This is a genomic window from Pseudomonas sediminis (assembly GCF_002741105.1).
Taxonomy (GTDB): Bacteria; Pseudomonadota; Gammaproteobacteria; order Pseudomonadales; family Pseudomonadaceae; genus Aquipseudomonas; species Aquipseudomonas sediminis.
Genome location: NZ_NIQU01000001.1, coordinates 836,224 through 860,798, shown reverse-complemented (window position 1 = coordinate 860,798; position 24,575 = coordinate 836,224). Strand labels below are relative to the sequence as shown.

The 24,575-nt window shown below is 63.2% G+C and carries 24 protein-coding genes; 13 read left to right on the top strand and 11 right to left on the bottom strand.

The window, feature by feature from the left end; translation table 11 throughout:
- Positions 1-35: 35 nt before the first annotated feature.
- On the top strand, positions 36-2,522 hold the full coding sequence (locus CDO35_RS04080; RefSeq protein ID WP_099522688.1) for a circularly permuted type 2 ATP-grasp protein: 2,487 nt from the start codon (positions 36-38) through the stop codon (positions 2,520-2,522).
- Positions 2,519-3,415, top strand: a complete 897-nt coding sequence (locus tag CDO35_RS04075) for a transglutaminase family protein (protein ID WP_099522687.1) — start codon at positions 2,519-2,521, stop codon at positions 3,413-3,415. Before CDO35_RS04080 ends, CDO35_RS04075 begins: the two co-directional genes overlap by 4 nt.
- A gap of 320 nt (positions 3,416-3,735) precedes the next feature.
- Here the strand turns inward: CDO35_RS04075 and CDO35_RS04070 are convergent, their stop codons facing one another.
- From CDO35_RS04070 to fabR, 9 genes are all read right to left on the bottom strand, one after another.
- Positions 3,736-4,671, bottom strand: coding sequence for a DUF808 domain-containing protein (locus CDO35_RS04070; RefSeq protein WP_099522686.1), 936 nt, complete (start codon positions 4,669-4,671; stop codon positions 3,736-3,738).
- A 207-nt stretch (positions 4,672-4,878) separates the two neighbouring features.
- On the bottom strand, positions 4,879-5,466 hold the full coding sequence (locus tag CDO35_RS04065) for an LOG family protein (protein WP_041976613.1): 588 nt from the start codon (positions 5,464-5,466) through the stop codon (positions 4,879-4,881).
- Positions 5,467-5,702: 236 nt separating this feature from the next.
- Positions 5,703-6,317, bottom strand: a complete 615-nt coding sequence (locus CDO35_RS04060; protein WP_099522685.1) for a LysE family transporter — start codon at positions 6,315-6,317, stop codon at positions 5,703-5,705.
- A gap of 514 nt (positions 6,318-6,831) precedes the next feature.
- A complete protein-coding gene (locus tag CDO35_RS04055) occupies positions 6,832-7,746 on the bottom strand; it encodes a glycerophosphodiester phosphodiesterase family protein (RefSeq protein ID WP_099522684.1) in 915 nt (304 codons plus the stop codon).
- Positions 7,747-7,936: 190 nt separating this feature from the next.
- A complete protein-coding gene (locus CDO35_RS04050) occupies positions 7,937-8,509 on the bottom strand; it encodes a HupE/UreJ family protein (protein WP_099522683.1) in 573 nt (190 codons plus the stop codon).
- Positions 8,510-8,529: 20 nt separating this feature from the next.
- Positions 8,530-9,144 (bottom strand): urease accessory protein UreG, encoded by a 615-nt coding sequence (gene ureG, locus CDO35_RS04045; protein ID WP_013713893.1) that lies wholly within the window; start codon positions 9,142-9,144, stop codon positions 8,530-8,532.
- Between the two features lie 16 nt (positions 9,145-9,160).
- Complete coding sequence (locus CDO35_RS04040; protein ID WP_099522682.1) at positions 9,161-9,835, bottom strand: urease accessory protein UreF; 675 nt, start codon at positions 9,833-9,835, stop codon at positions 9,161-9,163.
- Positions 9,836-9,869: 34 nt separating this feature from the next.
- Positions 9,870-10,370 carry an urease accessory protein UreE gene (gene ureE, locus CDO35_RS04035; protein WP_099522681.1) on the bottom strand — a complete coding sequence of 167 codons (501 nt, stop codon included), beginning with the start codon at positions 10,368-10,370 and terminating at the stop codon, positions 9,870-9,872.
- Positions 10,371-10,533: 163 nt separating this feature from the next.
- Entirely contained in the window at positions 10,534-11,169 is a 636-nt protein-coding gene (fabR, locus tag CDO35_RS04030) for an HTH-type transcriptional repressor FabR (protein ID WP_099522680.1), read from the bottom strand.
- Between the two features lie 147 nt (positions 11,170-11,316).
- On the opposite strand from fabR, the gene CDO35_RS04025 reads away from it, so the two are divergent.
- Together CDO35_RS04025 and CDO35_RS04020 are read left to right on the top strand one after the other, a co-directional pair.
- Positions 11,317-12,402 carry a ferredoxin reductase gene (locus CDO35_RS04025; protein WP_099522679.1) on the top strand — a complete coding sequence of 362 codons (1,086 nt, stop codon included), beginning with the start codon at positions 11,317-11,319 and terminating at the stop codon, positions 12,400-12,402.
- Positions 12,360-13,481, top strand: a complete 1,122-nt coding sequence (locus CDO35_RS04020; RefSeq protein WP_166432377.1) for a fatty acid desaturase family protein — start codon at positions 12,360-12,362, stop codon at positions 13,479-13,481. Before CDO35_RS04025 ends, CDO35_RS04020 begins: the two co-directional genes overlap by 43 nt.
- Before the next feature lie 87 nt (positions 13,482-13,568).
- Here CDO35_RS04020 and CDO35_RS04015 read toward each other — a convergent pair whose 3' ends face one another.
- On the bottom strand, positions 13,569-13,952 hold the full coding sequence (locus tag CDO35_RS04015; RefSeq protein ID WP_099522677.1) for a hypothetical protein: 384 nt from the start codon (positions 13,950-13,952) through the stop codon (positions 13,569-13,571).
- A gap of 273 nt (positions 13,953-14,225) precedes the next feature.
- On the opposite strand from CDO35_RS04015, the gene CDO35_RS04010 reads away from it, so the two are divergent.
- The 5 genes from CDO35_RS04010 (at position 14,226) to CDO35_RS03990 (ending at position 19,318) form a co-directional block, all read left to right on the top strand.
- Entirely contained in the window at positions 14,226-15,125 is a 900-nt protein-coding gene (locus CDO35_RS04010; protein ID WP_099522676.1) for an AEC family transporter, read from the top strand.
- 92 nt (positions 15,126-15,217) lie between these two features.
- Positions 15,218-16,165 (top strand): alpha/beta fold hydrolase, encoded by a 948-nt coding sequence (locus CDO35_RS04005; RefSeq protein ID WP_099522675.1) that lies wholly within the window; start codon positions 15,218-15,220, stop codon positions 16,163-16,165.
- Between the two features lie 158 nt (positions 16,166-16,323).
- Entirely contained in the window at positions 16,324-16,830 is a 507-nt protein-coding gene (locus CDO35_RS04000; RefSeq protein WP_099522674.1) for a TRAP transporter small permease subunit, read from the top strand.
- Complete coding sequence (locus CDO35_RS03995) at positions 16,830-18,155, top strand: TRAP transporter large permease (protein ID WP_099522673.1); 1,326 nt, start codon at positions 16,830-16,832, stop codon at positions 18,153-18,155. Before CDO35_RS04000 ends, CDO35_RS03995 begins: the two co-directional genes overlap by 1 nt.
- 125 nt (positions 18,156-18,280) lie before the next feature.
- Complete coding sequence (locus CDO35_RS03990; RefSeq protein ID WP_037005790.1) at positions 18,281-19,318, top strand: TRAP transporter substrate-binding protein; 1,038 nt, start codon at positions 18,281-18,283, stop codon at positions 19,316-19,318.
- 29 nt (positions 19,319-19,347) lie between these two features.
- On the opposite strand, the gene CDO35_RS03985 is transcribed toward CDO35_RS03990, so the two are convergent.
- Positions 19,348-20,265, bottom strand: a complete 918-nt coding sequence (locus CDO35_RS03985; protein WP_099522672.1) for a LysR substrate-binding domain-containing protein — start codon at positions 20,263-20,265, stop codon at positions 19,348-19,350.
- Positions 20,266-20,381: 116 nt separating this feature from the next.
- On the opposite strand from CDO35_RS03985, the gene CDO35_RS03980 reads away from it, so the two are divergent.
- The 4 genes from CDO35_RS03980 (at position 20,382) to CDO35_RS03965 (ending at position 24,573) form a co-directional block, all read left to right on the top strand.
- Complete coding sequence (locus CDO35_RS03980; RefSeq protein WP_099522671.1) at positions 20,382-20,711, top strand: nuclear transport factor 2 family protein; 330 nt, start codon at positions 20,382-20,384, stop codon at positions 20,709-20,711.
- Positions 20,708-21,484 carry an SDR family oxidoreductase gene (locus CDO35_RS03975; protein ID WP_099522670.1) on the top strand — a complete coding sequence of 259 codons (777 nt, stop codon included), beginning with the start codon at positions 20,708-20,710 and terminating at the stop codon, positions 21,482-21,484. Before CDO35_RS03980 ends, CDO35_RS03975 begins: the two co-directional genes overlap by 4 nt.
- A 231-nt stretch (positions 21,485-21,715) precedes the next feature.
- Positions 21,716-23,089 carry a glutamine synthetase family protein gene (locus CDO35_RS03970; RefSeq protein WP_099522669.1) on the top strand — a complete coding sequence of 458 codons (1,374 nt, stop codon included), beginning with the start codon at positions 21,716-21,718 and terminating at the stop codon, positions 23,087-23,089.
- Between the two features lie 95 nt (positions 23,090-23,184).
- On the top strand, positions 23,185-24,573 hold the full coding sequence (locus CDO35_RS03965; protein ID WP_099522668.1) for an aldehyde dehydrogenase family protein: 1,389 nt from the start codon (positions 23,185-23,187) through the stop codon (positions 24,571-24,573).
- The last annotated feature ends 2 nt before the right edge of the window (positions 24,574-24,575 follow it).

Sequence of the window (24,575 nt, the reverse complement as noted above, 5' to 3'; positions counted from 1 at the left end):
AGGATTTGCACCGCCTTGCCACTGCCGAGCTTGCCATGCACGACCTGTTAGCTGATTATCCGCCTCCTGCCGGGGCCTACCACGAACTGCTCGACGCCAAGGGCAACGTGCGCCCGCATTGGCGCCGCCTTTACGAGCAACTGGCACGCAGCCGCCCGGAACACCTGGCGCAGCGCGAGGCAATGTTGGCGCGGCAGATTCAGGAAAACGGCGTTACCTACAACGTCTACGCCGACCCGGACGGCGCCGACCGCCCGTGGGAACTCGACCTGCTGCCCAATCTGATCCCCGCTGACGAGTGGCAGCAGATCGCCGCTGGCGTGGCCCAGCGCGCGACCTTGCTCAACCGCGTGCTGGCCGATCTGTATGGCCCGCAGAAGCTGATCGCCGAAGGCCTGCTGCCGACCGAACTGGTGTTCGGCCACAACAATTTCCTCTGGCCCTGTCAGGGCATGCAGGCACCGGGTGGTACCTGGCTGCATATGTATGCGGTGGATCTGGCTCGGGCGCCGGACGGGCGCTGGTGGGTCACCGCCGACCGTACCCAGGCGCCCTCCGGTGCCGGTTATGCGCTGGAGAACCGGCAGATCGTCTCGCGCGCCTTCCCCGAGCTGTACCGCGACCTGCGCGTGCAGTACCTGGCCGGTTTCTTCCGCACCCTGCAGGACACCCTGGCTCGTCAGGCCCCGAGTGGCGGCGAGACACCGCTGGTGGTGCTGCTGACGCCGGGGCGCTTCAACGAGAGCTACTTCGAACATCTGTACCTGGCGCGCCAGCTCGGTTATCCACTGGTCGAAGGCAGCGACCTGACCGTGCGCGACGCCACGCTCTACCTCAAGACTCTGGCCGGACTACGCCGCGTACACGCGGTGCTGCGTCGTCTCGACGACGACTACTGCGACCCGCTGGAGCTGCGTACCGATTCCGCCCTTGGCGTACCTGGCCTGCTCGAGGCCGTGCGCCGTGGCCGCGTGCTGGTGGCCAATGCCCTGGGCAGCGGTGTGCTGGAATCCCCCGGCCTGCCTGGCTTTTTGCCGGCGATCAGCGAGCACCTGTTGGGCGAGGAACTGCTGCTGCCATCCATCGCCAGTTGGTGGTGCGGCGAACCGCCGGTGCTGGACGAAGCACTGGAAAAGCTCGACCAGTTGCTGGTGCGTCCGGCCTTCCCCTCGCAGAGCTTCAATCCGGTATTCGGCCGTGATCTGGACGAGGCGCAGCGCGCCAAGCTGGCCGAGCGCCTGCAGGCACGTCCCTACGCCTATGTCGCGCAAGCGCGGGCCAAGCTGTCGCAGGCGCCGGTATGGGACGGCAGCGGTTTGCAGCCGCGGGCCATCGGCATGCGCGTGTTCGCCGTGGCCAGCGCCGATGGCTATCGGGTGATGCCGGGTGGCCTGACTCGCGTGGCCGCCGAGGCCGATGCCGAGGTCGTGTCGATGCAGCGCGGCGGGGCAAGCAAGGATACCTGGGTGCTCGGCACGCGGCAGAGCGGCGGCGAGCCCTGGCAGACGCAACGCACCCTCGGCACCGCCGACCTGGTGCGCAGCGACCCCTTCCTGCCTTCACGCGTGGTGGAGAACCTGTACTGGTTCGGTCGTTACGCCGAGCGCTGCGAGGGCAATGCGCGCCTGCTGCGCATCATGCTGGCGCGCTACGTCGATGACGATGACGACCCACAGGCGCTGCAGAGCGCGCTGGCGCTGGCGCAGGAATTGGGCCTGCTGGCAGAACCCGAAGAGGGCGAGCTGGCGGAGCGTCTGTTGCAGGCGTTGCTCGGCAGCGACTGGCCGGCCAGTCTGCGTTCCAATCTGCAGCGCTTGCAGTGGGCCGCTGGCAGTGTGCGCGGCAAGCTGTCCCAGGCCAACTGGCAGGCGCTGGTGGAACTGCAGTGCGAGGCGCAGTTGCTCGAAGGCCAGCCGGCCGATTTCGGCGAGCTGCTGGATTTTCTCAACCGTCTGCTGATGTCGCTGGCGGCGCTGTCGGGCTTTGCCCTCGATGACATGACGCGCGACGACGGCTGGCGCTTCCTTATGCTCGGTCGTTACATCGAGCGCTTGCAGTTTCTTTGCGATAGTTTCGCCGGCTTCCTGCGTAGCGGCTCGGCCACCGACCAGTCGGCGCTGGAATGGCTGCTGGAACTGGGCAACAGCAGCATCACCTACCGTACTCGTTACCTGGCCTCGGCGCAGTTGATCCCGGTGCTCGACCTGCTGCTGCTCGATGAGCAGAACCCGCACGCCGTGATCTTCCAGATGCGCACCTTGCTGCGCTCACTGGAAGGGCTCAACGAGCGTTTCGAGCTGCCGGCCGAGCGCTACCTGGTCTATCTGGAACAGCAGCTCTCCGCCTTCAGCCTGGCCAGCCTGGAAAACCCGCTGTTTGGCCCTGGCAGCACCCGGGCGGTGCTCGAGGGTCTGGCCGATTTGCTGGTGGCCATCAGCGAAGCTGCCGGCGCGGTCTCCGATCACCTCGGGCTGCGTTTCTTCGCCCATGTCGATGTCAGTCAGCGGACGCAATCCTCATGAGCAGCGCGTTGTATCAGGTTCTCCACGACACCCATTACCGTTACTCGGCGCCGGTTTCCCTGGCCCAGCAACTGGCGCACCTGTGGCCGCGCGAATGCCCCTGGCAGCGCTGTCATGAACAGGAATTGCGTATCGACCCACAGCCCTGCCAGCGTCGTGACGGTCTGGACGTGTTCGGCAACCCCCTGACCCGCCTGGTGTTCGAGCGCCCACATGAGGCGTTGGTCGTCAGCGCTCGGCTGCGCGTCGAAGTGCTGGCGCGGCCAGCGCTGGAGCTGGATGACTCACCAAGCTGGGAGGCTACCAGCGCGGCTCTCAGCTACAGCGGCAAACGGATGGCGCCAGCGTTGCTGGAGGCGGCGCGCTACCGCTTCGAATCGCCCTATGTGCGTCTCAAGCAGGTGTTCGCCGACTACGGCGACGATTGCTTCACGCCGGAGCGCCCGCTGCTACAGGCGTGCCAGGCGCTGATGCAGAAGATCTTCGACGAATTCAGCTTCGATGCTGAAGCCACTCAGGTGGCCACGCCGCTGCTGCAAGTGCTGGAAGAGAAGCGTGGGGTGTGCCAGGACTTCGCCCACCTCATGCTTGCCTGTCTGCGTTCGCGTGGGCTGGCGGCGCGTTACGTCAGCGGCTACCTGCTAACTCAGCCACCGCCCGGCCAGCCTCGGCTGATTGGGGCGGATGCCTCGCATGCCTGGGTCTCGCTGTTTTGCCCGCGTCAGGGCTGGGTGGACTTCGATCCGACCAACAACGTGCGCCCGGCACTGGAGCACATCACCCTGGCTTGGGGGCGGGATTTCTCCGATGTGTCGCCGCTGCGTGGGGTGATTCTGGGGGGCGGCAGCCACGACCCGGAAGTGCAGGTGACCGTGTTGCCGTTGGCGGGATAAATGGTGGCAGCAGTTGTGCACGGAATCTGTGGGTAACTCTGTACACAAATTCTGGAACAACCGCTGCAATCCCGCCGTTTCGGGGCTTTCAGGCCATTGTTCAGCTTTTCGCCAACGCGCTGAAATACACCTATGAACGGTGAAAAACTTCAAGTAAACCAGTGGTTTGCCTTGCGTTGTCACGCATCGATAGTGCGCCCGGAGTGGATTTGGTTTTTATCCCCGAAAAACGTGGAGCAAGCTGTGGATAAGCTTGGGGAGAATCCCCCCCAGGCAGCGCGGGCCAAGGGCCGCAGGCGTTTGCACACGCTTTGATCTTTTCACTCGGCCTTGGCGGGCCGAAGCGACCGCCAGAGGCGACCGCACAGGCTGACCAGCGGCAGCGTCAGCAAGCCAGCGAGGATGCCGAACAGCGCATTGAGCAGGGTGGGGACGAGCAGCGACACTAGGTGCCCGGCATCGCGCGCTACCCAATCCGCTGCATGGTGTACCGCTGCCTCCACCGGCGGCAGGCCGTGGCTGAGAATGCCACCACCGACCATGAACATCGCGGCTGTGCCAACCACTGACAGCGTCTTCATCAACCAGGGCGCCAGGCGCAGGATGCCGCGACCACAGGCCTGGGCGAAGGCACTGGTGCGCTGGCTGAGATAGAGCCCGGCGTCATCCAGTTTGACGATGCCGGCGACCAGCCCATAAACCCCGGCGGTCATCACCAGCGCGATGCCGCTGAGCACCAGCACCTGATTGAGAAAACTGGCAGCGGCGACGGTGCCGAGGGTGATGGCGATGATTTCCGCCGAGAGAATGAAGTCGGTGCGCACGGCGCCACGAATCTTCTCGCGCTCGAATGCCACTAGGTCGACCTCGGGGTCGGCGATGGCATCCAGGTGTGCCTGCTTGTCGTCCTCCCCATGGCGGTGCAGCAGCTTGTGCACCAGTTTCTCGGCGCCCTCGTAGCAGAGGAACAGGCCGCCGAGCATCAGCAGCGGCACAACCAGCCAGGGCGCCACGGCGCTGATCAGCAGGGCGGCCGGCACTAGAATCGCTTTGTTCAGCAGCGAACCCTTGGCGACCGCCCAGACCACCGGTAGCTCGCGGTCTGCACGTACGCCTGTGACCTGCTGGGCATTGAGCGCGAGGTCATCACCGAGCACGCCGGCGGTCTTGCGCGCGGCGATCTTGGTCATGGTGGCGACGTCGTCGAGTACGGTACTGATGTCGTCGATCAGGGCGAGCAGGCTGCTTCCGGCCATGTTGCGGCTTCCGTGGGGGAGAGACCGCAGAGCGTAGCATTGTGTTAGAACCTGTTCACGATCTGCTGCGCGTCGGCCCTACTGCGTTAAAAACAGGCTCGGAATGCTCATTTACAGCTCGTAAACTCCGCTTCCTCGCCTGTGTTTGCCTTGTATGGCTCTAGCTCGCGAGATCGTGAACAGATTCTTACATGTCTGCGTATAGGCTCAGACGGGCGCGCGATCCACCCACTTCGGTGCCGCGCTGGGGCGCCATTCGCTCAGGGCATCGAGCAGGTTTTGCGGGCTATCGGCAATCTGCAGCATCTCGCGGTGCTGAGCACGGACGAAACGCTCGGCAACCAGGTGATCGAGGAAGTCGCCGAGCTTGCTGTAGAAGCCATTCACTTCCAGCAGGCCCAGCGGTTTGGCGTGATAGCCCAATTGGCCCCAGGTCCACACCTCGAACAGTTCTTCCAGGGTGCCGAGGCCGCCGGGCAGGGCGATGAAGGCGTCAGCCAGCTCAGCCATGCGCGCCTTGCGTGCGTGCATGCCATCCACCACTTCCAGGCAGGTCAGACCGCGGTGGCCGATTTCGGCGCGCTCCAGGCTTTGCGGGATGATGCCGATCACTTCGCCACCGGCATTGAGCGCCGCGTCGGCGACCACACCCATCAGGCCGACGGCGCCGCCGCCGTAGATCAGACGAATGCCACGCTCGGCCAGGTGCTGACCCAGCGCTTCGGCGGCTTCGCGGTAGATAGGACTGGCGCCGGGGCTGGCTCCACAGAAGACGCAGACGCTACGCAGGGACATGGACGAACTCCTTGGCTGAATGCGCCAAGGGTAACCAGTCGCTACGCAGCCACCAAGTGTCAGTGCCGCGTATCAATGCCGCAGGTAGCGCAGGCGTAGCTGGCGAGCAGTTGCTTGAGCAGGTCGTTGAGGTACATGGCGCGGCTTCCTGACGCAGGGACATGCTGTTCAGGCTAGTCCCGATGCCGGCGCCGCGCCGTTAGATTGTTTCGATGATGGCGATAGCCGCCGTGCGATCAGACCAGTTCCAGCGCACTCATCCCGGCCAGGCCCAGCAGCACCACGCCGCAGGCTGCATAGGTCAGGCGGTGCCAGAGCAGCGAGGCGGCGCGGCGGAACCAGTCCACCAGGCCGGCGCAGATGAAGCACCAGAGGATCGACGACACCATGAACCCGGCGAAGAACACCGCCAAATGCATGGGTGTTGGCTGGGCGACACCGATGGCGGCCATCGCACCACCCATCGCAGCCCAGTAGACGATGTTCTGCGGGTTGGTCAGCGATAGCGCCGCGCCCGCGGCAAAAGCGCCACCGGCAGCGACCTGGCCATCATCGCTGGGTTGTGGCGGGCGATGGGCGTCGCGTAGCGACTGATAGCCAAGCCAGGCCAGGTAGAGCGCGCTGGCCAGCGTCAGCGGGTAGCGAATCTGTGCGCTGTCGAGCAGCAGCGCCAGGCCGGTGAGGCCGAGTGCGGCCCAGGTGGCGTCGCCCACCAGCGAGCCGATCTGCACCAGCAGCGCAGGTCTGTAGCCGTCACGCAGGCCGCGGCGCAGGGTTTCGCTGAACACGGCACCCGGAGCGGCGTTGAACACGAAACCAAGCAGCATGGCGGCGAGGAAGAAACTGAACATGAAGCGTCCTTACTAGGCAGGGAAACGAAGGCTACTCGCCTAAGCAGGCAGTATGCCAGGTGGGGAAAATAAAGTTTTCCACGAAGCCTGTGGGAATAACTGTGGATAAGCTGGTGGTGCCTGTCTGTGGGGCTTAAATGGCGCCGTTTTCAGGGTGCTGATGAAGATTTGATCAGTGGCATTTTCCCTTTGTACACAGAGACTTGACATGTTTTCGTGAAGCTGTAGCCGAGCTTTGCGTTTGTCCACGAGAGCTGTGGGTGATGTTGTTGATAACTTCTGTAATCCTTGTCGTAGCCCTTTGCTGGCGAAGGCTTCAGCGCTTTGGCGTTTTTTTGATCAGGCCGTTGTGGGCGCCGCGAAGAGGGCAGATTGCGTGCGTTTGTCCAGTGTTTTTTCTGATGATCACTCGCAGGGTGAAGATTATCCCCTGAATCTGTTGATCAGTCTGTGGATAAGCTGGTGATGGCGCGCGCTGGCACACGTCGAGTCAGTGTTTGCCCGCGCTGTGCGCTTAGTCTTCGGTCAACGCACCGAGCTGGGTGGAGCGCCCCAGCAGTTGCAAGGCGCGATCCGGATAGTCGGTGATCAGGCCATTGACGCCCATCTCCAACAGCGCGCGCATGCTGGGTTGCTCGTTGATCGTCCACAGATGTACCTGTAGGCCGCGCGCCTGTGCATTGCGAACCAGCCGCGGTGTCGCCAGGGTCAGGCTGCTGTGCTCGGGCGGTATCTGCAGCACCGGGTAGGAAGGCGACAGCAGGTCGCTCAGTCCCAGCCAGTTGAGCGCCAGTAGCAGGCGCACCGAGACCGGCCCTGCCGCGGTGGCGACCTCCGGGCATAGCTCCCTGAAGCGCTTGAGGCTGCGCTCATGAAAGCTGCCGACAATGACCCGATCGAGTTGGTCGTAAGCCGCCAGCATTTCGCAGAGCACAGCTTCCATACCGACATCGGGCACCTTGATTTCGAGCGCCTTGGGGATCAATGGGAAGCGCTCGAACACCTCTTTCAGTGCGGCAATGCGCGTACCCTGACCACGGTAGGGATAACTCTGACCGCCATCGGCCGTCCATTTGTAGCCGGCATCGAGCGCTTGCAGTTCGGCGAGGCTGAAGTGCGCGACCGGGCCTTGGCCATTGGTGGTGCGTTCCAGGGTGTCATCGTGGATCACCACCAACTTGGCGTCTTGGCTCAGGTGCAGATCCATCTCCAGCATATCGACGCCGAGAGCGGTGGCGCGCTCGAAGGCGAACAGGGTGTTCTCCGGCCACAGCCCCTTGCCACCGCGATGGGCGATCACCAGGGGGCGTTCGCCAAGGTCCTCGAGCACTGCAGGCGTGCTCGCCGGGCGGCTGGTCAGTGTGAGCACCAGCACGACGACGCCGATCAGCAGCAGCGGGACGAGCAGAAATCGGGTGATGCGCAGCATGGGCCGGGTCTCGAAAGCGGTTCGGGACTTTGTGCCCCACTACAGAGGCATTGGCAAGCATTGCGGCTTGCGGGGCGCCGAGCCCATCGCAAGATCCGCAATGGGCAAGCCGGCATCGGTGCGCATGGCGCACCCTACGGGGGTAGGGTGCGCTGCGCGCACCACGGCAGCCGCTATTGGCTGCGGCTCTTCAGCTAGCCAGCAACCAGACACCGGTCGCTGCCGAGGCTGCACCGGCGATACGCACCAACGGCGCCGCCGCTTGCGGCAGGAAGCGCACCAGGGCGAAGCCGATGGCGTGCAGTGCCGCAGTGGCGACGATGAAGCCGATGGCGTAACCGAAGGGGCTGGCCAGATCAGGCAATTCCAGGCCGTGGGCGACGCCGTGGGTGAGGGCGAAGAGCGCGGTCAGGGCAACGGATACCGCCATGGGCAGGCGTGCAGCCACGGCCACCAGCAGGCCGAAGGCCAGAACCGAACCGGCGATGCCGGTCTCCATGAGCGGGATTTCCACACCGGCGAAGCCGAGAAGGCCGCCAACAAGCATGGTGCCAACGAAGGTCACCGGCAGCGCCCAGCGCGCCGCACCACTCTGTTGCGCGGCCCACAGGCCGACGGCGAACATCGCCAGCAGGTGATCCAGGCCAAACACCGGGTGAGCCAGGCCGGCCATCAGCCCGGAGTCGCCGTGCCCGGGGTGAGCAAAGGCCAGCGCCGGGGTGCAGAACAGTGCGATGGCGTAGAGGGTTTTGCGCAGATTCATGAGGTTCTCCTTGAGTGGAATCAGGCCGCGGTGAGCATGCCCTGGCGTTCGATGAAGGCGATGATCTCGTCGAGACCCTGGCCGACTTTCTGGTTGCTGAAGACGAAGGGCTTGTCGCCGCGCATCTTCAGCGTGTCGCGTTCCATTACCTCCAGCGAGGCGCCGACCATGGGCGCGAGGTCGACCTTGTTGATCACCAGCAGGTCGGACTTGCAGATGCCCGGGCCGCCCTTGCGTGGCAGCTTGTCGCCGGCCGATACGTCGATCACGTAGAGGGTCAGGTCGGACAACTCGGGGCTGAAGGTGGCGGACAGGTTGTCACCACCGGATTCGACGATGATCAGGTCCAGGCCGGGGAAACGGCGGTTGAGTTGTTCGACGGCCTCCAGGTTGATCGAGGCGTCTTCGCGGATGGCGGTATGCGGGCAGCCGCCGGTTTCCACGCCGATGATGCGCTCGGGCTCCAGGGCCTCGTTGCGCACCAGGAACTGGGCGTCTTCCTGGGTATAGATGTCGTTGGTGACCACGGCGATGTTGTAGCGCTCGCGCAGGGCGCGGCACAGGGCCAGGGTCAGAGCGGTCTTGCCGGAACCGACCGGGCCGCCGATGCCGACACGCAGGGGTTGGCTGTTCATGTGCTGTTGTTCCTCGTCAGGAGCGGAATAGACGTGAGTACTGGCGCTCGTGCGCCATGCTCGCCAGGGCCAGGCCGAAGGCGGCGCTGCCCCAGTGTTCAGGGGAAAGGTTGGCGGCTTGCTGCTGGGCGGCATCGAGCTGCGGTAGCAGGCGGCTGGTCAGGCGTTGGGCGGCCTGCTGACCCAGCGGCAACACCTTCATCAGCACGGCGAGCTGGTTTTCCAGCCAGCCCCAGAGCCAGGCGGCCAGGGCGTCGTCCGGGCTGATCTGCCAGGCGCGTGCGGCCAGGGCCCAGGCCAGTGCCAGGCCGGGTTCGTCCTGGGCTGCAAGTGCTTCACGCGCCGCCTCGTCCAGTTCGGGCAGGCCTTCGAGCAGTTGCCGCAGCGAGTAACCCATCTGCCTGCTCTCCAGAGCCAGCTCGCGTGTCTCGCGGCTGGCGCGGTGCTGTTCGGCCAGTTGCTGCAGGCACGGCCAGTCGCCCTCGTCGGCGGCGCGGCAGTGAGCCAGTAGCAGCGGTGCTTCGAAGCGGGCGAGGTTGAGCGTCAGTTGATCGGCCAGCCAGCACTCGGCGCTTGCGGCATCAGTGATCAGGCCGCTGTCGATGGCCCATTCCAGGCCTTGCGAGTAGCTGTAGCCGCCAATCGGCAGCTGCGGGCTGGCCAGGCGCAACAATGCCCAGGCAGGTTTCATGGCGTTGCCTTTGTCAGGCTCGATGGGGGCAGCGTCACTTGCGCACCCCGAATTGGTGCAGGCGCGGGCCGTAATTGAATTCTTCATCGCCGTGATGGGAATGGTGATGGCCGCCGCCGTAGGCGCCTTGCTCGGGCTGATAGGGCGCTTCGACGGCTTCGACCGTAGCACCGAGCTGTTCGAGCATGGCCTTGAGCACGTAGTCGTCAGGCAGGCGCAGCCAGCCGTCACCCAGTTGCAGGGCGACATGTCGGTTGCCTAGGTGGTAGGCGGCGCGCATCAGCTCGAAGGGACTGGCGCAGGTAACGTGCAGCAGCGGCTCAGCCTTGGCCCGTACCTTGACGATGCGTCCGTCCTTGGCCAGCAGACACTCACCATCAGCCAGCGCCGGTTGGCCGCGCTCGAGGAACAGGCCTACCTCTTCACCGTCAGTGGTGAAACAGCGCAGGCGGCTCTTGCTGCGGGCTTCGAAGGTCAGTTCCAGTTCAGCGTGGCAGGCGCTCTGCGGCGCGATTCGGGAGTGGATCACCAGCATGCGTATCTATTCCGGGGCAATGTGCCCGGAAATAGTGCAAGTGGCTTGCCAAGGCTGAAGAGTGGCGCAAGGCGGGGCGTTCAAGCCTGTTGTGGATAACTTGGCGAGGCGGTCAGGTTTGATTTGGTGCGTTTTTGTTAGTTATGGGCGATTTTGGTGCGCTCTAGTCGGAGGGCTTGCCCAGCCCCAGCCAATGCTTGCCACCGACCATGATGAAGCGCAGTTGCTGGATGACCTTGGCCTCTGCGGTGAGGTGCGCCGGCAGGGTTTCCGCGGGTGGGTCGATCAGTTCGGGCAGGGTGGCGAATACGGTCTTCACCACCAGGTCCGACACCACGTCGCGCGCTGCATCGTCGAGGTGCGGCATACGGTTCATCAGCTTGAGGTCGGCGGCCAGGTCGCTGGTGATGCGTTCGCGCAGGGCCGCAACGGCCTGGCGCACCGGTTGTGAGCCACCGTACTGCTCGCGGGCGAGGAACAGAAACTGGGCGCGATTGGCGGCCACTTCGGCAAGGAAGATACGCACCGAGGCGTCGATCATGCCGCGCATTTCGAACTCGTGGCGACGCACCTGGCGGATCGCCGCACGGAAGGTTTCACCGACTTCCGCCACCAGCGCCAGACCCAGTTCGTCCATGTCGGCGAAATGGCGATAGAAACCGGTGGGCACGATGCCGGCGACGCGGGTGACCTCGCGCAGGCTCAGGCTGCCAAAGCCGCGCCCGCTCTCCATCAGGGTGAGGGCTGCGTCCATCAGGGACTGGCGAGTCTGCTGCTTCTGTTCGGCGCGTGGCGTCATGCGAAATCGGGTCGTTGAGCGATGCCGCACTCTAGCAAATGCATGGCGCCAGCGTCGAACCGCGCAGATGCAGTTCGGTGAACGACTGTTGACTGAAACACGGGCTATCTGTCAGCCTTGTGCACAAGTGTTCACTGGAATTCTTCGATGGCTTTACTTTCTCTCTCAGGGGCGCGGTGGCTGGCGGCTTACCTACAGCCTCTGCGTCAGCTTTGTGCGAACGGCTGGCTGCGTGAAGCGGATGTCGATCTGTGCCTGCGTCAGTTGCACGCGGCGCTGCGCCTTAATCGTGTGTTCGCTCAGGTCGAGGCGCGCCGCTGGGTCGCCGACGACATGCTGGCACTGCAACTGCGCTGCAATGGCAATGCGCGCGACTGGCGAGCTGGGCAGCATGTCCAGCTGTATCTGGAGCAGGACGGCGTGCGTCACGGACGCAGTTACAGCCTGACTTCGGTGGCAACCGACGGGCACATCGAGATTGCGATCAAACGCCAGCCGGGCGGGCGCCTGTCCAATCTGCTGCTCGATCACCTGGAGGTGGGTGAGGTGATCGAATTGGGTCAGGCATTCGGCGAGTTCGCCTGGCCGCAGAAGCACAACGCCGTGTTGCTACTAGCGGCTGGCAGCGGCATCACCCCGTTGCTCGGCCTGCTGCGTGACGCTCTCGCGCGTGGCTTCGCTGCGCCAGTGACGTTGCTGCATCAGGTTCGTCATCAGGGGCAGCAAGCTTTTGCCGCAGAGCTGCAGGCATTGTCGGCACGTCATGCCAACTTCCAGGTGCAGCGGGTTTTCAGTGGCGAGGGTGATCGCCTGTCGGCCGAACGGCTGGCCGCGTTGCCGGGCGATCACCTGCGGGTCTGTGGCCCGCGTGGTTTTGTCGAGCAGGCGTGTGGCTGGTGGCATGACGCCGAACGCGGCAGCAGCGTGCAATCGGAAAGCTTCAGTCCGCTTCCGCTGCTGGCCGAAACGGAGGCTGGCGAGGTCCGCTTGAGCTTCGCCCGGAGCCGGCAGCAGGTTTCCGGCAGCAGCAACGCGAATCTGCTGGAGCAGGCCGAAGCTGCCGGGCTGCGCCCGGCTCACGGCTGCCGTCAGGGCATCTGTACCAGTTGTACCTGTTTGCTGCTGGCCGGCACGGTGCGTGATCTGCGCAGCGGTGAACTGTTCGCCGAGCCGGGGCAGCCCATCCGTCTATGTGTCAGTGCCCCGCATGGGGATGTGGAGATCGACCTGTGAGCCATCGTCCCGATCGTGAGTTGACCCCTGCCGAGCTCGAAGCCTTCGGCCAGGAGCTGGACGAGTTGCGCCAGCGTACCCTGGCCGACCTGGGCGAGGCCGATGCGCGCTACATTCGCCGTGTGCGTGGGGTGGTGCGCCTGTGCTGCTGGGCTGGCCGTGCGCTGCTGATGTTTGGCTGGTTTCCACCAACCTGGCTGCTCGGTACGTTCTTGCTGGGGCTGGGCAAGATCCTCGAGAACATGGAGCTGGGCCACAACGTGATGCACGGCCAGTACGACTGGATGAACGACCCGGAATTCGCCGGACGCCAGTATGAGTGGGACATCGTCGGCCCCGCGGACTTCTGGCGGCACACCCATAACCATGTGCATCACACCTACACCAACGTGCTGGGCATGGACGATGACGTTGGCTACGGCGTGGTGCGGCTGTTCCCGGAGCAGCGTTGGAAGCCTTTCTACCGCTGGCAGCCGCTGTGGGTGACGATCCAGGCGCTGCTGTTCCAGTACGCGGTGGCGATCCAGCACCTGCGCCTGGACAAACTGGTGAAAGGCCGCATCAGCAAGGAGGAGGTGCGGCCGCTGGCACGTCAGTTCAGTGCCAAGCTGGCGCGGCAGTGGGGCAAGGACTATCTGGCGTTTCCGCTGCTGGCCTTGCTGCTCGGTGCCAATGCCATGGCTGTGCTGACGGGCAATCTGGTGGCCAATCTGCTGCGTAATCTATGGACTTTTCTGGTGATCTTCTGCGGCCATTTCACCGAGAAGGCGGCGGTCTTTGCGCCAGAAATATTGCAAGGGGAGACGCGCGGGCACTGGTATTTGCGGCAACTGCGCGGCTCGAGCAACCTGTCCGGTGGGCCGCTGCTGCATATTCTGACCGGCAACCTCAGCCATCAGATCGAGCATCACCTGTTCCCGGATTTGCCCGCGCGGCGCTATGCCGAACTGGCGCGTGAGGTGCGCCTGATCGCCGAACGTCATGGCCAGCATTACAACTGCGGCACCTTGTGGGGGCAGTTTGCGACTGTGCTGCGACGTATCTGGATCTACCGCTTGCCCTCTGCAGGGACGGCGTGACTCGCAGCGTGCCAGTGCGCGCTCGCCTATAAATCGCAGGCATGAAAAAGCCCGGCCTGTGCCGGGCTTGGGGGGTTGCGATAGCACTTATGCAGTGCGTCCACTTTGCTCGGTCAAGCGATCAGAGCCGCCTTCGGCCAGCTGTACACGCTGTGCGACAGGACTACGTTCGTAACCACCTTCGGCCAACTGAACGCGCTGGGCACCAGGGGTACGCTCATATCCGCCTTCTACCAGCTGGATACGCTGGCTGCCGGGAGTGCGGTCGTAACCATCTTCGGCCAGTTGAATGCGTTGCGCGCCCGGAGTGCGTTCGGAGCCGTTCTCGGCCAGCGGTGCGACGGGTTGTTGTTGGACCTGGCTGTCCTTGGCTTCACCCACCAGAGGGAAGGGCGCGCTGCTCGGGGCGGCGAATACGCTGGTGGTGATCAGACTAAGGGCCAGAGTGGCGAGGGTCAGTTGAGCTTTCATGTCGATGTCTCCTTGAGGAGTAAAAAGTGGCTTCGGAATCAATTCTTAAGGACATGAGCGCAGATAAGAACTTGACTGGCCTGATAGTGAACATCGACCCCCTCAATAATTGATCGAGGGGCTCTATCTCGTGGATTGTGGCCGGGTGTTAAGCGTGGCGGCGAATGTTTGGTGAAGCATCGCGCTGGATGCCGGGCACGCGTATGCTTGGCGCCCTTTGCGGGTCGTGCTCGATCCGTACTCTTTTGCAATTCCCTGGAGGCAGGCTCAGCAATGCTCGCGGCACAGGCAATTTTGCCGATCTTCGCTTTGATCGTTCTCGGCTACGTATTGGGTTGGCGTCAGTGGCTCACCAGCGAGTCGGCGGCTGGCCTGGCCAATATCACCTTCAAGCTGTTCATGCCGACGCTGCTGTTCGCGGGTATCGCCAAGGCATCGCTGGCCGAAGGGCTGTCGCCGATGTTGTTGTTGGCCTATTACCTGCCGGTGCTGCTGGTGTTCGTCGTGGTCAACGCGCTGGCGCACTGGCGGCGCGGTACGGCGACGCCGCTGGGATTGGTGGCGGCGTTCTCCAACAACGTGCTGGTCGGTATCCCGCTGATCGCCAGCCTGATGGGTAATGACGGCCTGCTCTATGTCTTCGCCATTCTGGTGTTTCACAGCCTCACGCTATTTTCCCTGCACAGCTTTTACGCCGCCTTTGGCAGCCAGGAGCGCGTCGACGGCCGTGCACTTCTGAAGAACCTGGCCAACCCGATGATCATCGGTCTGGGCCTGGGGGCCTTGCTTAACCTGTCCGGGTTGCTGGTGCCGGAGAGCCTGTGGCGGGCGATCACTTGGCTGGGCCAGGCTGCGCTGCCCTGCGCGCTGATCGTGCTCGGCGCCAGCCTGTCGCGCTATCGTTTGCGTCCTACCGGTGAAGCCTGGGGTGTGGCGTTGGCCAAACTGCTGCTGCTCCCGGCACTGGTCTGGTGGCTCAGCGGCCAGCTTCCCGGTCTCAACGAGACCGCGCGTAGCGTGCTGGTGTTGCTCGCAGCTTGTCCCAGCGGGGTCAACGTGATGGCGTTTGCCCGTACGGCCGAAGACAGCCGTAGCGTCAGCGCGGCGATTTCCCTGTCCACGCTATTGGCGGCGATTTCCCTGCCGCTGTGGATGCTGCTGGTCGGGTTCTGATTGTTCTGTCTGGCGATTCCCTCTTCCGGGCGATAGGCGCGTTCGCAGTGGCCGACTAGCATCGTGCTTCCGCTGCGTTCAGGACTGCCCAGATGAAACGTCTCGCCCGTGTGCTGCTCGGCCTGTTGCTGGTATTCGGGCTGACTCTCGCCGCTTTCGTCGCCCTCAACTGGGCGCCGGACCGTCCTCTGGACGAGCTCAAGGCCCGCTGGGCGCCACCTCCGTCGCAGTTCGTCGACATCGATGGAATGTCGGTGCACCTTCGTGATCAGGGGCGACGCGATGACCCCGAGCCTATCCTGCTGCTGCACGGAACGTCGGCCAGCCTGCACACCTGGGAAGGCTGGGTGAAGGAACTGGCTCCATGGCGCCGGGTGATTAGTGTGGATCTGCCCGGCTTCGGCCTCACCGGGCCATTCGTCGATGGCGATTACCACGTCGAGCACTACACGGCGTTTCTCCTCGCCCTGCTCGATCATCTACGGGTGAACCGTGTTGTGCTGGTCGGCAACAGTTTCGGTGGCCAGTTGGCCTGGCGCTTTGCCCTGGCCCATCCCGAACGTAGTGCACGTCTGGTGCTGGTGGACGCGGCCGGCTATCCGCGCAACGCCGAGTCTGTACCGATAGGCTTTCGCCTGGCAGGCATCCCGGCCTTGGCGCCGCTGATGAGCCGCTTGTTGCCGCGGAGCATGATCGAGTCGAGCGTGCGCAACGTTTATGGCGATCCGGACAAAGTCGACGATGAACTGGTCGAGCGCTACTACCAACTGACGTTGCGTGAGGGGAACCGCCAGGCCTTGCGCCAGCGCTTCGCTCAGGCCCCCAGCGGCGAGCTGCACGAGCGTATCGGCGAACTGCAATTGCCTACGCTGGTCATCTGGGGCGCGCGTGACCGGCTGATTCCTCCGGACAATGCCGAGCGCTTCGCCGCTGACATCGAGGGCAGCCAGCTGGTGCTGTTCGATGACCTTGGTCATGTGCCCCAAGAAGAGGACGCACAGCGCACCGTTGCAGTGCTGGTTGCCTTTCTGCTGCGCTGAGGCTCTAGCACGGTACTTTCCAAGTGCTTGATTTTGTTCGACGAAAGGCTTGCCGCTAATGGCTGGCGCGTTTCCTGCTATGGCTCGGCGGGGCGGTTGGCTTTGGCGAATCTTCGTCTAGGCTGACGGGATAACGAACAAAAACAGCAGGAAACTGCATGCGCAAGGGCATTAGAGCTTTCGTCCGGGTCGTGGACGCATTCAACCTGAGGGTCGGGCGCTTCGCCATGTACCTGATCTTCGCCATGCTGGCGGTGCTCCTGTACTCCTCCATCAGCAAGACTTTCTTCACGCCATCGATCTGGACCCTGGAAAGCGCCCAATTCCTCATGGTCGCCTATTTCCTGCTCGGCGGTGCCTACTCGATGCAGCTCGACGCCCATGTGCGCATGGACCTGGCCTACAGCAACTGGTCGCCACGCACCCGAGCGGTGGTCGATGCGATCACCGTGTTCATGCTGATCTTCTACCTGGTGATGCTGCTGATCGGTGGCATTTCCTCCACCGAGTACGCCATCGAATACAAGGAGACCAGCTACTCGGCGTGGTCGCCCTACATGGCTCCCATCAAGATCATCATGTGCCTGGGCATTGTCATGATGCTGCTGCAGGCGATCGCCACCTTCTTCAAGGATCTGTACGCGGCCCGTGGGGAGACGCTCTGATGAGCTACGAGCTGATCGCAGTGTTGATGTTCTCCTCGATGATGCTGTTGCTGCTGACCGGTAAGCGGGTCTTCGGCGCCATCGGCTTCGTCGCTGCGGCTGCTGCATTGCTGTTGTGGGGTGATGGCGGCTCGGAGATGGCCTTCAGTGCAGCCATGAAGCTGATGAAGTGGTACCCGCTGCTGACCCTGCCGATGTTCGTGTTCATGGGTTACATGCTCTCCGAGTCGGGCATCGCCGAAGACCTCTACAAGATGTTCCATGTGTGGATGGGTCCGCTGCCGGGCGGCCTGGCCATCGGCACCATCTTTCTCATGGTGGCGATCTCGGCGATGAACGGCCTGAGCGTGGCCGGCATGGCCATCGGCGCCAGCATCGCCTTGCCCGAGCTGCTCAGGCGTGGTTACGACAAGATCATGATCACCGGGGTGATTCAGGCGGGCAGTTCGCTGGGGATTCTGATTCCACCCAGTGTGGTGCTGGTGCTCTACGGCATGATCGCGCGCCAGCCAGTGGGCCAGTTGTGGCTGGCTGGGGCGATTCCCGGACTGATGATGGCCGGCATGTTCATGCTCTACATCGCCATTCGCTGCCGCTTGCAGCCGCAGCTCGGCCCAGCGCTGTCACAGGCCGAGCGCGAGCAGATCAGCATGCAGGAGAAGCTGCGCCTGCTCAGTGCCGGGCTGGTACCGGTGTTCATCTTCCTGTCGATGACCGGGCTGTTCCTGATGGGCTACACCAGCTTGGTGGAAAGCTCGGCAGTCGGCGCAGCGGCAGCGACCCTGGCAGCGCTGTTCAAGGGGCGGCTGAGTGGCAAGGTGATGGAGGAGACGCTGCGCAAGACCCTGGCCATCAGTTGCATGTTCATGTGGATCATTCTCGCCGCGCTGTGCTTCGGCGCGGTGTTCGATGGCCTCGGCGCGGTCAGGGCCATCGAAGGCTTCTTCGTCGACAGCCTGCACCTGGGGCCGTGGCAGATTCTCATCCTGATGCAGATCTCCTTCATCGTGATGGGCATGTTCCTCGACGACACCGCCATGCTGGTGATCGTTGCGCCTCTGTACATTCCGCTGGTCGGTGCCCTGGGCTTCGATCTGATCTGGTACGGCGTGCTCTACACCATCACCTGCCAGATCGCCTACATGACCCCGCCATTCGGCTACAACCTGTTCCTCATGCGGGCCATGGCTCCGCCTGAAGTGTCCCTGCGTGACATCTATGTCTCGGTCATCCCCTTCGTCATCATCATGGTGCTGGCGTTGACCCTGGTGATGGTCTTCCCACAGCTGGCGCTGTGGTTGCCGCAACTGCATTACGGCGGCTGATCAACGGAAATCGGCGCATGCGCGCCAACAGTCGAGCCGGTTCGTCCGGCCACTGGTAAGGCCGTCAGCTCTGGCGGCATTGAGCGGTTGTATTGCATCGGCATCGACACTATGGAGAGACCAGCATGAGTACGAGACGCGATTTCCTGAAAACCGCCGCAGTCGGCACCGCGGCCCTGGGTTCGGCGCATATCTACGCCGCCGAGCCGAAGAAAATCACCTGGCGATTGCAAACCTATGCCGGCGCGGCACTGGCCGAGCACGTGATCAAACCCTCGATCGACGCCTTCAACAAGGCTGCCAATGGCCAGATGGAGATCCAGTTATATTTCGCCGACCAGCTTGTGCCGACCGGCGAGCTATTTCGCGCCATGCAGCGCGGCACTATCGATGCGGTGCAGAGTGATGACGATTCGATTGCCGCGCCTGTGGACGTCTCGGTGTTCGGTGGTTACTTCCCCTTCGCCACCCGCTACAGCCTCGATGTGCCGGTGCTGTTCGAGCAGTACGGGCTCAACGAGATCTGGGCCGAGGCCTACGGTGAGGTCAAGGGCGTTACCTGGCTCGGCGCCGGTGCCTGGGACCCTTGCCACTTCGCCACCGTACAGCCAATCAGAAAGCTCGATGATCTCAAGGGCAAACGCATCTTCACCTTCCCCACCGCCGGCAAATTCCTTTCGCGCTTCGGCGTGATTCCGGTGACCCTGCCCTGGGAGGACGTCGAGGTGGCGATCCAGACCGGCGAGCTGGACGGCATCGCCTGGTCCGGTATCACCGAGGACTACACCGTCGGCTGGGCCAACGTCACCAAGTACTTCCTGACCAACAACATCTCCGGCGCGTGGTGCGGCTCCTACTTCGCCAACTCGGACAAATGGGCCGAGGTACCGGAACATCTCAAGACGTTGTTCAAGCTGTGCATGGACAGCTCAAACTACTACCGCCAGCACTGGTACTGGGGCGGCGAGGCGCAGTTGCGGGTCGAGGGCGGCAAGCTGGAGCTGACCTCAATACCCGCCGAAGAATGGGCCACGGTTGAAGCCGAGGCGCAGAAATTCTGGGACGAAATCGCCAAGACCAGCCCGCGCTGCGCCAAGGTGGTGGATATCTTCAAGAAGTACAACGCATTGATGGCCAAGGCTGGAGCACCTTATCGCGGTTGAGGTCTCCCCCACGACTGCCCGCCCAACGCTCAGCGATGGTGCGGGCAGCGCTGGAGATTCTCTCGGGCCAGGTCAGTGAATGCCTTGAGCGAGGCAGACGGATTGCTCCGACTGGGGTAGTAAAGGCACAGGTCATCTCTGGGTGGCGTCCAGTTCTGCAGCACTCGCAGCAGGTTTCCAGCATCGATCTCCGCTTGGACCTCCTGCTCCAGAAAAAGCCCGAGCGCCACGTTCGCCTGCACGATGGCCTTGGCTACGCTCGGCTCATCCACTGTGAACTGACCCTCGACATCAACCCTGAGCACTTCGCCAGCATGTTCGAAGTACCAGGGATAGATGGCGCCGTTGGGCAGCCGGATGCGTAGGCATTCATGCTGTTTCAGATCGGCAGGTGTTTGCGGCATGCCGTGTTCGGCGAAGTACTTGGCTGTGCCCACCACGGCATAACGCTGTGTCTGGCCGAGTGAGATGGCGATCATGTCACCTGGTATCAGGCTGGATGCGCGCACGCCCAGGTCGAAGCCTTCCGCGACGATGTCCATCAGTCGTTCCTCCGTCACCAGATTGATCTGCACGCGCGGGTAACGGGCGGCAAACTCCAGGACCAGCGGCATGAGTGCTGTGCGTGCCGCGCTGGCAAATGCGTTGATTCTGATCACGCCAGCAGGTTCGGCGTTGTGCGAGCGAACCGTTTCCAGTGCGCCGCGTAGAGCCTGCAGCGTAGGCCCCACCTGCTCCAGATAACGTCGACCTGACTCTGTCAGCGACACGCTGCGTGTGGTGCGATTGAACAGACGCGTCTGCAGCGTCATCTCCAGCTTGGCGATAGTGCTGCTCAGCGCGGTAGTGGAAACATTCAGGTCGATAGCTGCCCGCCGAAACGAGGCACGGCGGGCCACGGCCAGGACGGCCTCCAGCTCATGAAGGGTAAGGCGTGAATCGGACATCGAATAGTCCTGCTATGCGGGATAGGTCATCAGCATTTATCCCAATTGAGCAGATTGTCTCGCGAGAGGCAAGATCGCAGCTCTGCAAGACTGACAACTGTGAGAGGAACTAGCGTATGAGCCTGCAATTGCCGAGTGTCGTTCAAGCCTATTTCGAGATCAGCAACGGCGATGACATCTCACGTATGACGGCGTGTTTCCATGCGGACGCCAGCGTGATCGATGAAAACCGCTGCCATAAGGGGATCGAGGCCATCGAGTCCTGGCAGCAGGCTGCGCGGAAGGCATTCACTTACCGGGTGGAGCCCATCGAGTCGTTTGCCAAGGAGGATCAACTCAGCGTCACGGCAATGGTGAGTGGTGACTTTCCCGGTAGTCCGATTCCACTCAAGCATGTCTTTCGTTTGCGTGACGGGCGGATCAGCTCACTGGAGATTGCGCCATGATGAACCTTGAGTTTGCTGGCAAGCGTGTCCTAGTGACCGGTGGGACCAAAGGTGTGGGACTCGCAGTGGTTCGTCTTTTCCAGGCGGAGGGCGCGCAGGTACTGACCGCTGCGCGACAGGCCGACAGCGCCGTACCGCCAGATCTGTTCGTTCAGGCGGATCTTTGTACCCCAGACGGTTGCGCGGCGCTGGTGGCGGCGACCGAGCAGCGCCTGGGTGGCGTCGACATTCTCGTGCACGTCCTGGGTGGCTCGTCCGCTCCTGGCGGAGGGTTTGCCGCGCTGGATGACGAGCAGTGGCAGCGCGAGCTCGATCTGAACCTGTTCCCTGCGGTTCGCCTCGACCGTGCACTGCTTCCGGGCATGCTGCAGCGTGCAGCGGGCGTGATCATCCATGTGACGTCCATTCAAAGTCGCTTGCCGCTGCCCGAGGCGACCACTGCGTACGCTGCAGCCAAAGCGGCGCTTTCGACTTACAGCAAGAGCCTGTCGAAAGAGGTTTCGCCCAAAGGCGTGCGCGTCGTGAGGGTTGCCCCTGGCTGGATCGAAACCGAGGCATCGGTCGCCTTGGCCAAGCGATTGGCAGAGGAGGCGGGCACCGATTATGACGGAGGCAAGCGCATCATCATGGATGCGCTGGGAGGTATTCCGCTCGGTCGCCCTTCGACGCCGTCGGAAGTCGCTGAACTCATCGCTTTCCTGGCGTCACCTCGGGCGGCCTCCATCACCGGTAGTGAATTCCTGATCGACGGCGGTACGGTGCCGACAGCTTAGTGCGTCGCGGTGGATAGCCTTCGGTTGTCCACCGCCTTGATCGTCATCGCCTATTTTTCTGCCCCGCTCCCTGCCATCCCGGCAATCCTGTACCACACTCTATGAGCCTGAAACGGACGCTGTCACAAGCGTCGTGCTGCGTTCGTGCGTCGTCGGCCTTGCCTGGCCGGTCATGAATGCCCAGCTCTTCGCTTAACCCGCCCGCGATAACAACAAGACACAGGGGTTAGCATGTTCAAACCACGGGATGTAAAGACCCTGGGCGATGCCCGGCGCATCGTCGAGGAGCGTGGCCTGAGCCACGTCAAGGTAGGCCTGTTCGATAACGATGGGGTGATGCGCGGCAAATACATGAGCCGCAGCAAGTTCTTCTCCGCTCTCGAGCACGGCTTTGCCTTCTGCGATGTGGTGCTCGGCTGGGACGTCAAGGATCAGCTCTACGACAATGCCCAGTACACCGGTTGGCACAGCGGCTATCCGGACGCGCCGGTGCGTATCCTGCCGCACACCTGCCGCGAGATTCCCTTCGAGAACGGCATGCTGCTGTTTCTCGCCGAATTCGACCAGCAAGCCGAGGCAGTGTGTCCGCGCGGCACGCTGCGCCGGGTCATCCAGCGCTGCCAGGACATGGGCTTCGAGCCCTTCGCTGCGCTGGAATACGAGTTCTTCATGTTCGATGAAACTCCGGACTCGGCGCGGGCCAAAGGCTTTCGCGATCTCAAGCCGTTCACCCCGGACTGGTTTGGCTACTCGATGATCCGCAACTCGGTGCATGCCGAGCTCTATCACCAGATTCTCGAAATGGGTGAGGCGATGGATTTCCCCATCGAAGGCCTGCACACCGAAACCGGCCCGGGTGTGCTCGAGGCAGCCATTGCCTACGACCATGCCGAAGCCGCAGCGGACAAGGGCGCGCTGTTCAAGACCTTCATGAAGGTACTGGCCCAGCGTAACGGGCTGATGGCCACCTTCATGGCCAAGTGGTCGGGCAAGTACCCAGGGCAGAGCGGTCATATCCATGTGTCGTTGCGTGACCGCAAGACGGACAAGTCGGCGTTCTACGACCCCAGCCAGGCGCACAACATGAGCAAGCTGCAGCGGCATTTTCTCGCCGGGCAGCAGCGTCTGATGCCGGAATTCCTGTGCATGGTGGCGCCGACCCTGAACAGCTATCGCCGTCTTATTCCCGGATTCTGGGCGCCCACCGACGCCACCTGGGGCGTGGAGAACCGCACCGCAGCGCTGCGAGTGATCCCCGGTAGCGACAAGTCGCAGCGCCAGGAGTACCGCCTTGGCGCTGCCGACGGCAATCCGTTCCTGGCGTTGTCGGTGGCCATCGGCTCGGGCCTTTACGGCGTCATGCAGGAGTGGGAACCAACCGATCCTGTCAGCGGCAATGCCTATGCGGTCAAGCACCCCGAGGAGCTGGCGTTACCGCGCACCCTGTGGGACGCCGCGCAACGGCTGAAGGGGTCGCAGGCCGCCCGAGAGATGTTCGGCGATGCCTTCGTCGAGCACTTCGCCGCCAGCCGTGAATGGGAAGAGCGCGAGTACCGTCGCCATGTCAGCGATTGGGAGCTGGATCGCTACTTCGAAATCATCTGATTCCACCGTCCGTAGCCCGGATGCGATCCGGGGCGGTTTCGTCGAGTGTCCCGGATTGCATCCGGGCTACGCGGGCAAGATTTCTGGAGCACCTTATGAGCAAGCTGCAATGCATTTCCCCCATCGACGGCTCGGTCTACGTCGAGCGTCATCTGGCGTCCAATCCTGAAATACTGGTGGCGTTGGCCAAGGCCGAGCTGGCGCAGCAGGCCTGGAAGCAGACGCCACTGCGCGAACGTATCGCCATCGGCCGGCGTGCCATCGAAGCCTTCGCTGCCCGTGAGGCACAGTTGGCCGAAGAGCTGTGCTGGATGATGGGCCGGCCAATCCGTTACGCCGCTGGCGAGATCCGTGGCTTCGTCGAGCGTGCCAGCCATATGGCCGATATCGCCGAGGGCTCGCTGGCCGACATCCGCCTGCCGGAAAAGGCCGGCTTCACCCGTTTCATTCGCCGTGAGCCATTGGGCCTGGCGTTGATCATCGCACCCTGGAACTACCCCTATCTGACCGCCGTCAACGCGGTGATGCCGGCGCTGTTAGCAGGCAATGTGGTGTTGCTCAAGCACTCGGCGCAGACGCCGCTGTGCGCCGAACGCATGGTCGAAGCCTTCGCCGAAGCTGGCCTGCCCGAAGGCGTATTCCAGTACCTGCACCTGAGCCACGGCGAGACCGAAGCCTTGATTCGCTCACCCAGTATCGACCACGTTGCCTTCACCGGTTCGGTGCCCGGCGGAGCCATGGTCGAGCGTGCTGCTGCCGGGCGCTTCATCAGTGTTGGGCTCGAATTGGGTGGCAAGGACCCGGCCTACATCCGTGCTGACGCCGATCTGCAGCACGCGGTGGAAACCGCCATCGACGGCGCCTTTTTCAACTCCGGGCAGTCGTGCTGCGGCATCGAGCGCATCTACGTGCACGCGTCATTGTTCGATGAGTTCGTCGAGCGCGCGGTGGCGCTGGTGCGCCAGTACAAGCTGGGGCGTTCGGATGACCCGGAGACCACCCTGGGCCCGCTGGTGCGCAGCGACGCCGCCGACTTCGTCCGCGCCCAGATCGCCGAGGCGGTCGAGCAGGGTGCCAAGGCACATATCGACCCAGCCGAGTTTCCCCAGGATGCGCCAGGTACGCCTTATCTGGCGCCGCAGGTGCTGACCAACGTCAACCATGAAATGCGCGTGATGACCGAGGAATCCTTCGGCCCGGTGGTGGGCATTCAGAAGGTCGCCAGCGACGAGGAAGCGCTGGCGCTGATGAACGACAGCGAGTTCGGCCTGACCGCAGCCATCTTCAGTCGCGACGTCGACGCCGCCATGGCTTTGGCTGATCGGGTCGAGGCCGGCACGGTGTTTCTCAACCGCTGCGACTACCTCGACCCTGGCCTGGCCTGGACCGGGGTGAAGCACTCCGGGCGCGGCTGCACCCTGTCGCGAGTCGGCTACGAGCAACTGACCCGGCCAAAATCCTTCCACTTCAAGACTCAGCTGTGAGG

Excerpts from the sequence above, each read along its gene's own strand:
- CDO35_RS04015 (WP_099522677.1), bottom strand. The coding sequence starts at position 13,952 with ATGAAAGCTCAACTGACCCTCGCCACTCTGGCCCTTAGTCTGATCACC.
- ureE (WP_099522681.1), bottom strand. The coding sequence starts at position 10,370 with ATGCTGGTGATCCACTCCCGAATCGCGCCGCAGAGCGCCTGCCACGCT.
- CDO35_RS04005 (WP_099522675.1), top strand. The coding sequence starts at position 15,218 with ATGAAACGTCTCGCCCGTGTGCTGCTCGGCCTGTTGCTGGTATTCGGG.
- CDO35_RS03995 (WP_099522673.1), top strand. The coding sequence starts at position 16,830 with ATGAGCTACGAGCTGATCGCAGTGTTGATGTTCTCCTCGATGATGCTG.
- CDO35_RS04020 (WP_166432377.1), top strand. The coding sequence starts at position 12,360 with ATGTGTCAGTGCCCCGCATGGGGATGTGGAGATCGACCTGTGAGCCAT.
- CDO35_RS03980 (WP_099522671.1), top strand. The coding sequence starts at position 20,382 with ATGAGCCTGCAATTGCCGAGTGTCGTTCAAGCCTATTTCGAGATCAGC.
- CDO35_RS04080 (WP_099522688.1), top strand. The coding sequence starts at position 36 with ATGCACGACCTGTTAGCTGATTATCCGCCTCCTGCCGGGGCCTACCAC.
- CDO35_RS04065 (WP_041976613.1), bottom strand. The coding sequence starts at position 5,466 with ATGTCCCTGCGTAGCGTCTGCGTCTTCTGTGGAGCCAGCCCCGGCGCC.
- CDO35_RS03985 (WP_099522672.1), bottom strand. The coding sequence starts at position 20,265 with ATGTCCGATTCACGCCTTACCCTTCATGAGCTGGAGGCCGTCCTGGCC.
- CDO35_RS04070 (WP_099522686.1), bottom strand. The coding sequence starts at position 4,671 with ATGGCCGGAAGCAGCCTGCTCGCCCTGATCGACGACATCAGTACCGTA.
- CDO35_RS04050 (WP_099522683.1), bottom strand. The coding sequence starts at position 8,509 with ATGAATCTGCGCAAAACCCTCTACGCCATCGCACTGTTCTGCACCCCG.
- CDO35_RS04010 (WP_099522676.1), top strand. The coding sequence starts at position 14,226 with ATGCTCGCGGCACAGGCAATTTTGCCGATCTTCGCTTTGATCGTTCTC.
- CDO35_RS04040 (WP_099522682.1), bottom strand. The coding sequence starts at position 9,835 with ATGAAACCTGCCTGGGCATTGTTGCGCCTGGCCAGCCCGCAGCTGCCG.
- CDO35_RS03970 (WP_099522669.1), top strand. The coding sequence starts at position 21,716 with ATGTTCAAACCACGGGATGTAAAGACCCTGGGCGATGCCCGGCGCATC.
- CDO35_RS03965 (WP_099522668.1), top strand. The coding sequence starts at position 23,185 with ATGAGCAAGCTGCAATGCATTTCCCCCATCGACGGCTCGGTCTACGTC.
- CDO35_RS03975 (WP_099522670.1), top strand. The coding sequence starts at position 20,708 with ATGATGAACCTTGAGTTTGCTGGCAAGCGTGTCCTAGTGACCGGTGGG.
- CDO35_RS04055 (WP_099522684.1), bottom strand. The coding sequence starts at position 7,746 with ATGCTGCGCATCACCCGATTTCTGCTCGTCCCGCTGCTGCTGATCGGC.
- CDO35_RS04075 (WP_099522687.1), top strand. The coding sequence starts at position 2,519 with ATGAGCAGCGCGTTGTATCAGGTTCTCCACGACACCCATTACCGTTAC.
- CDO35_RS04060 (WP_099522685.1), bottom strand. The coding sequence starts at position 6,317 with ATGTTCAGTTTCTTCCTCGCCGCCATGCTGCTTGGTTTCGTGTTCAAC.
- CDO35_RS04025 (WP_099522679.1), top strand. The coding sequence starts at position 11,317 with ATGGCTTTACTTTCTCTCTCAGGGGCGCGGTGGCTGGCGGCTTACCTA.
- fabR (WP_099522680.1), bottom strand. The coding sequence starts at position 11,169 with ATGACGCCACGCGCCGAACAGAAGCAGCAGACTCGCCAGTCCCTGATG.
- CDO35_RS03990 (WP_037005790.1), top strand. The coding sequence starts at position 18,281 with ATGAGTACGAGACGCGATTTCCTGAAAACCGCCGCAGTCGGCACCGCG.
- CDO35_RS04000 (WP_099522674.1), top strand. The coding sequence starts at position 16,324 with ATGCGCAAGGGCATTAGAGCTTTCGTCCGGGTCGTGGACGCATTCAAC.
- ureG (WP_013713893.1), bottom strand. The coding sequence starts at position 9,144 with ATGAACAGCCAACCCCTGCGTGTCGGCATCGGCGGCCCGGTCGGTTCC.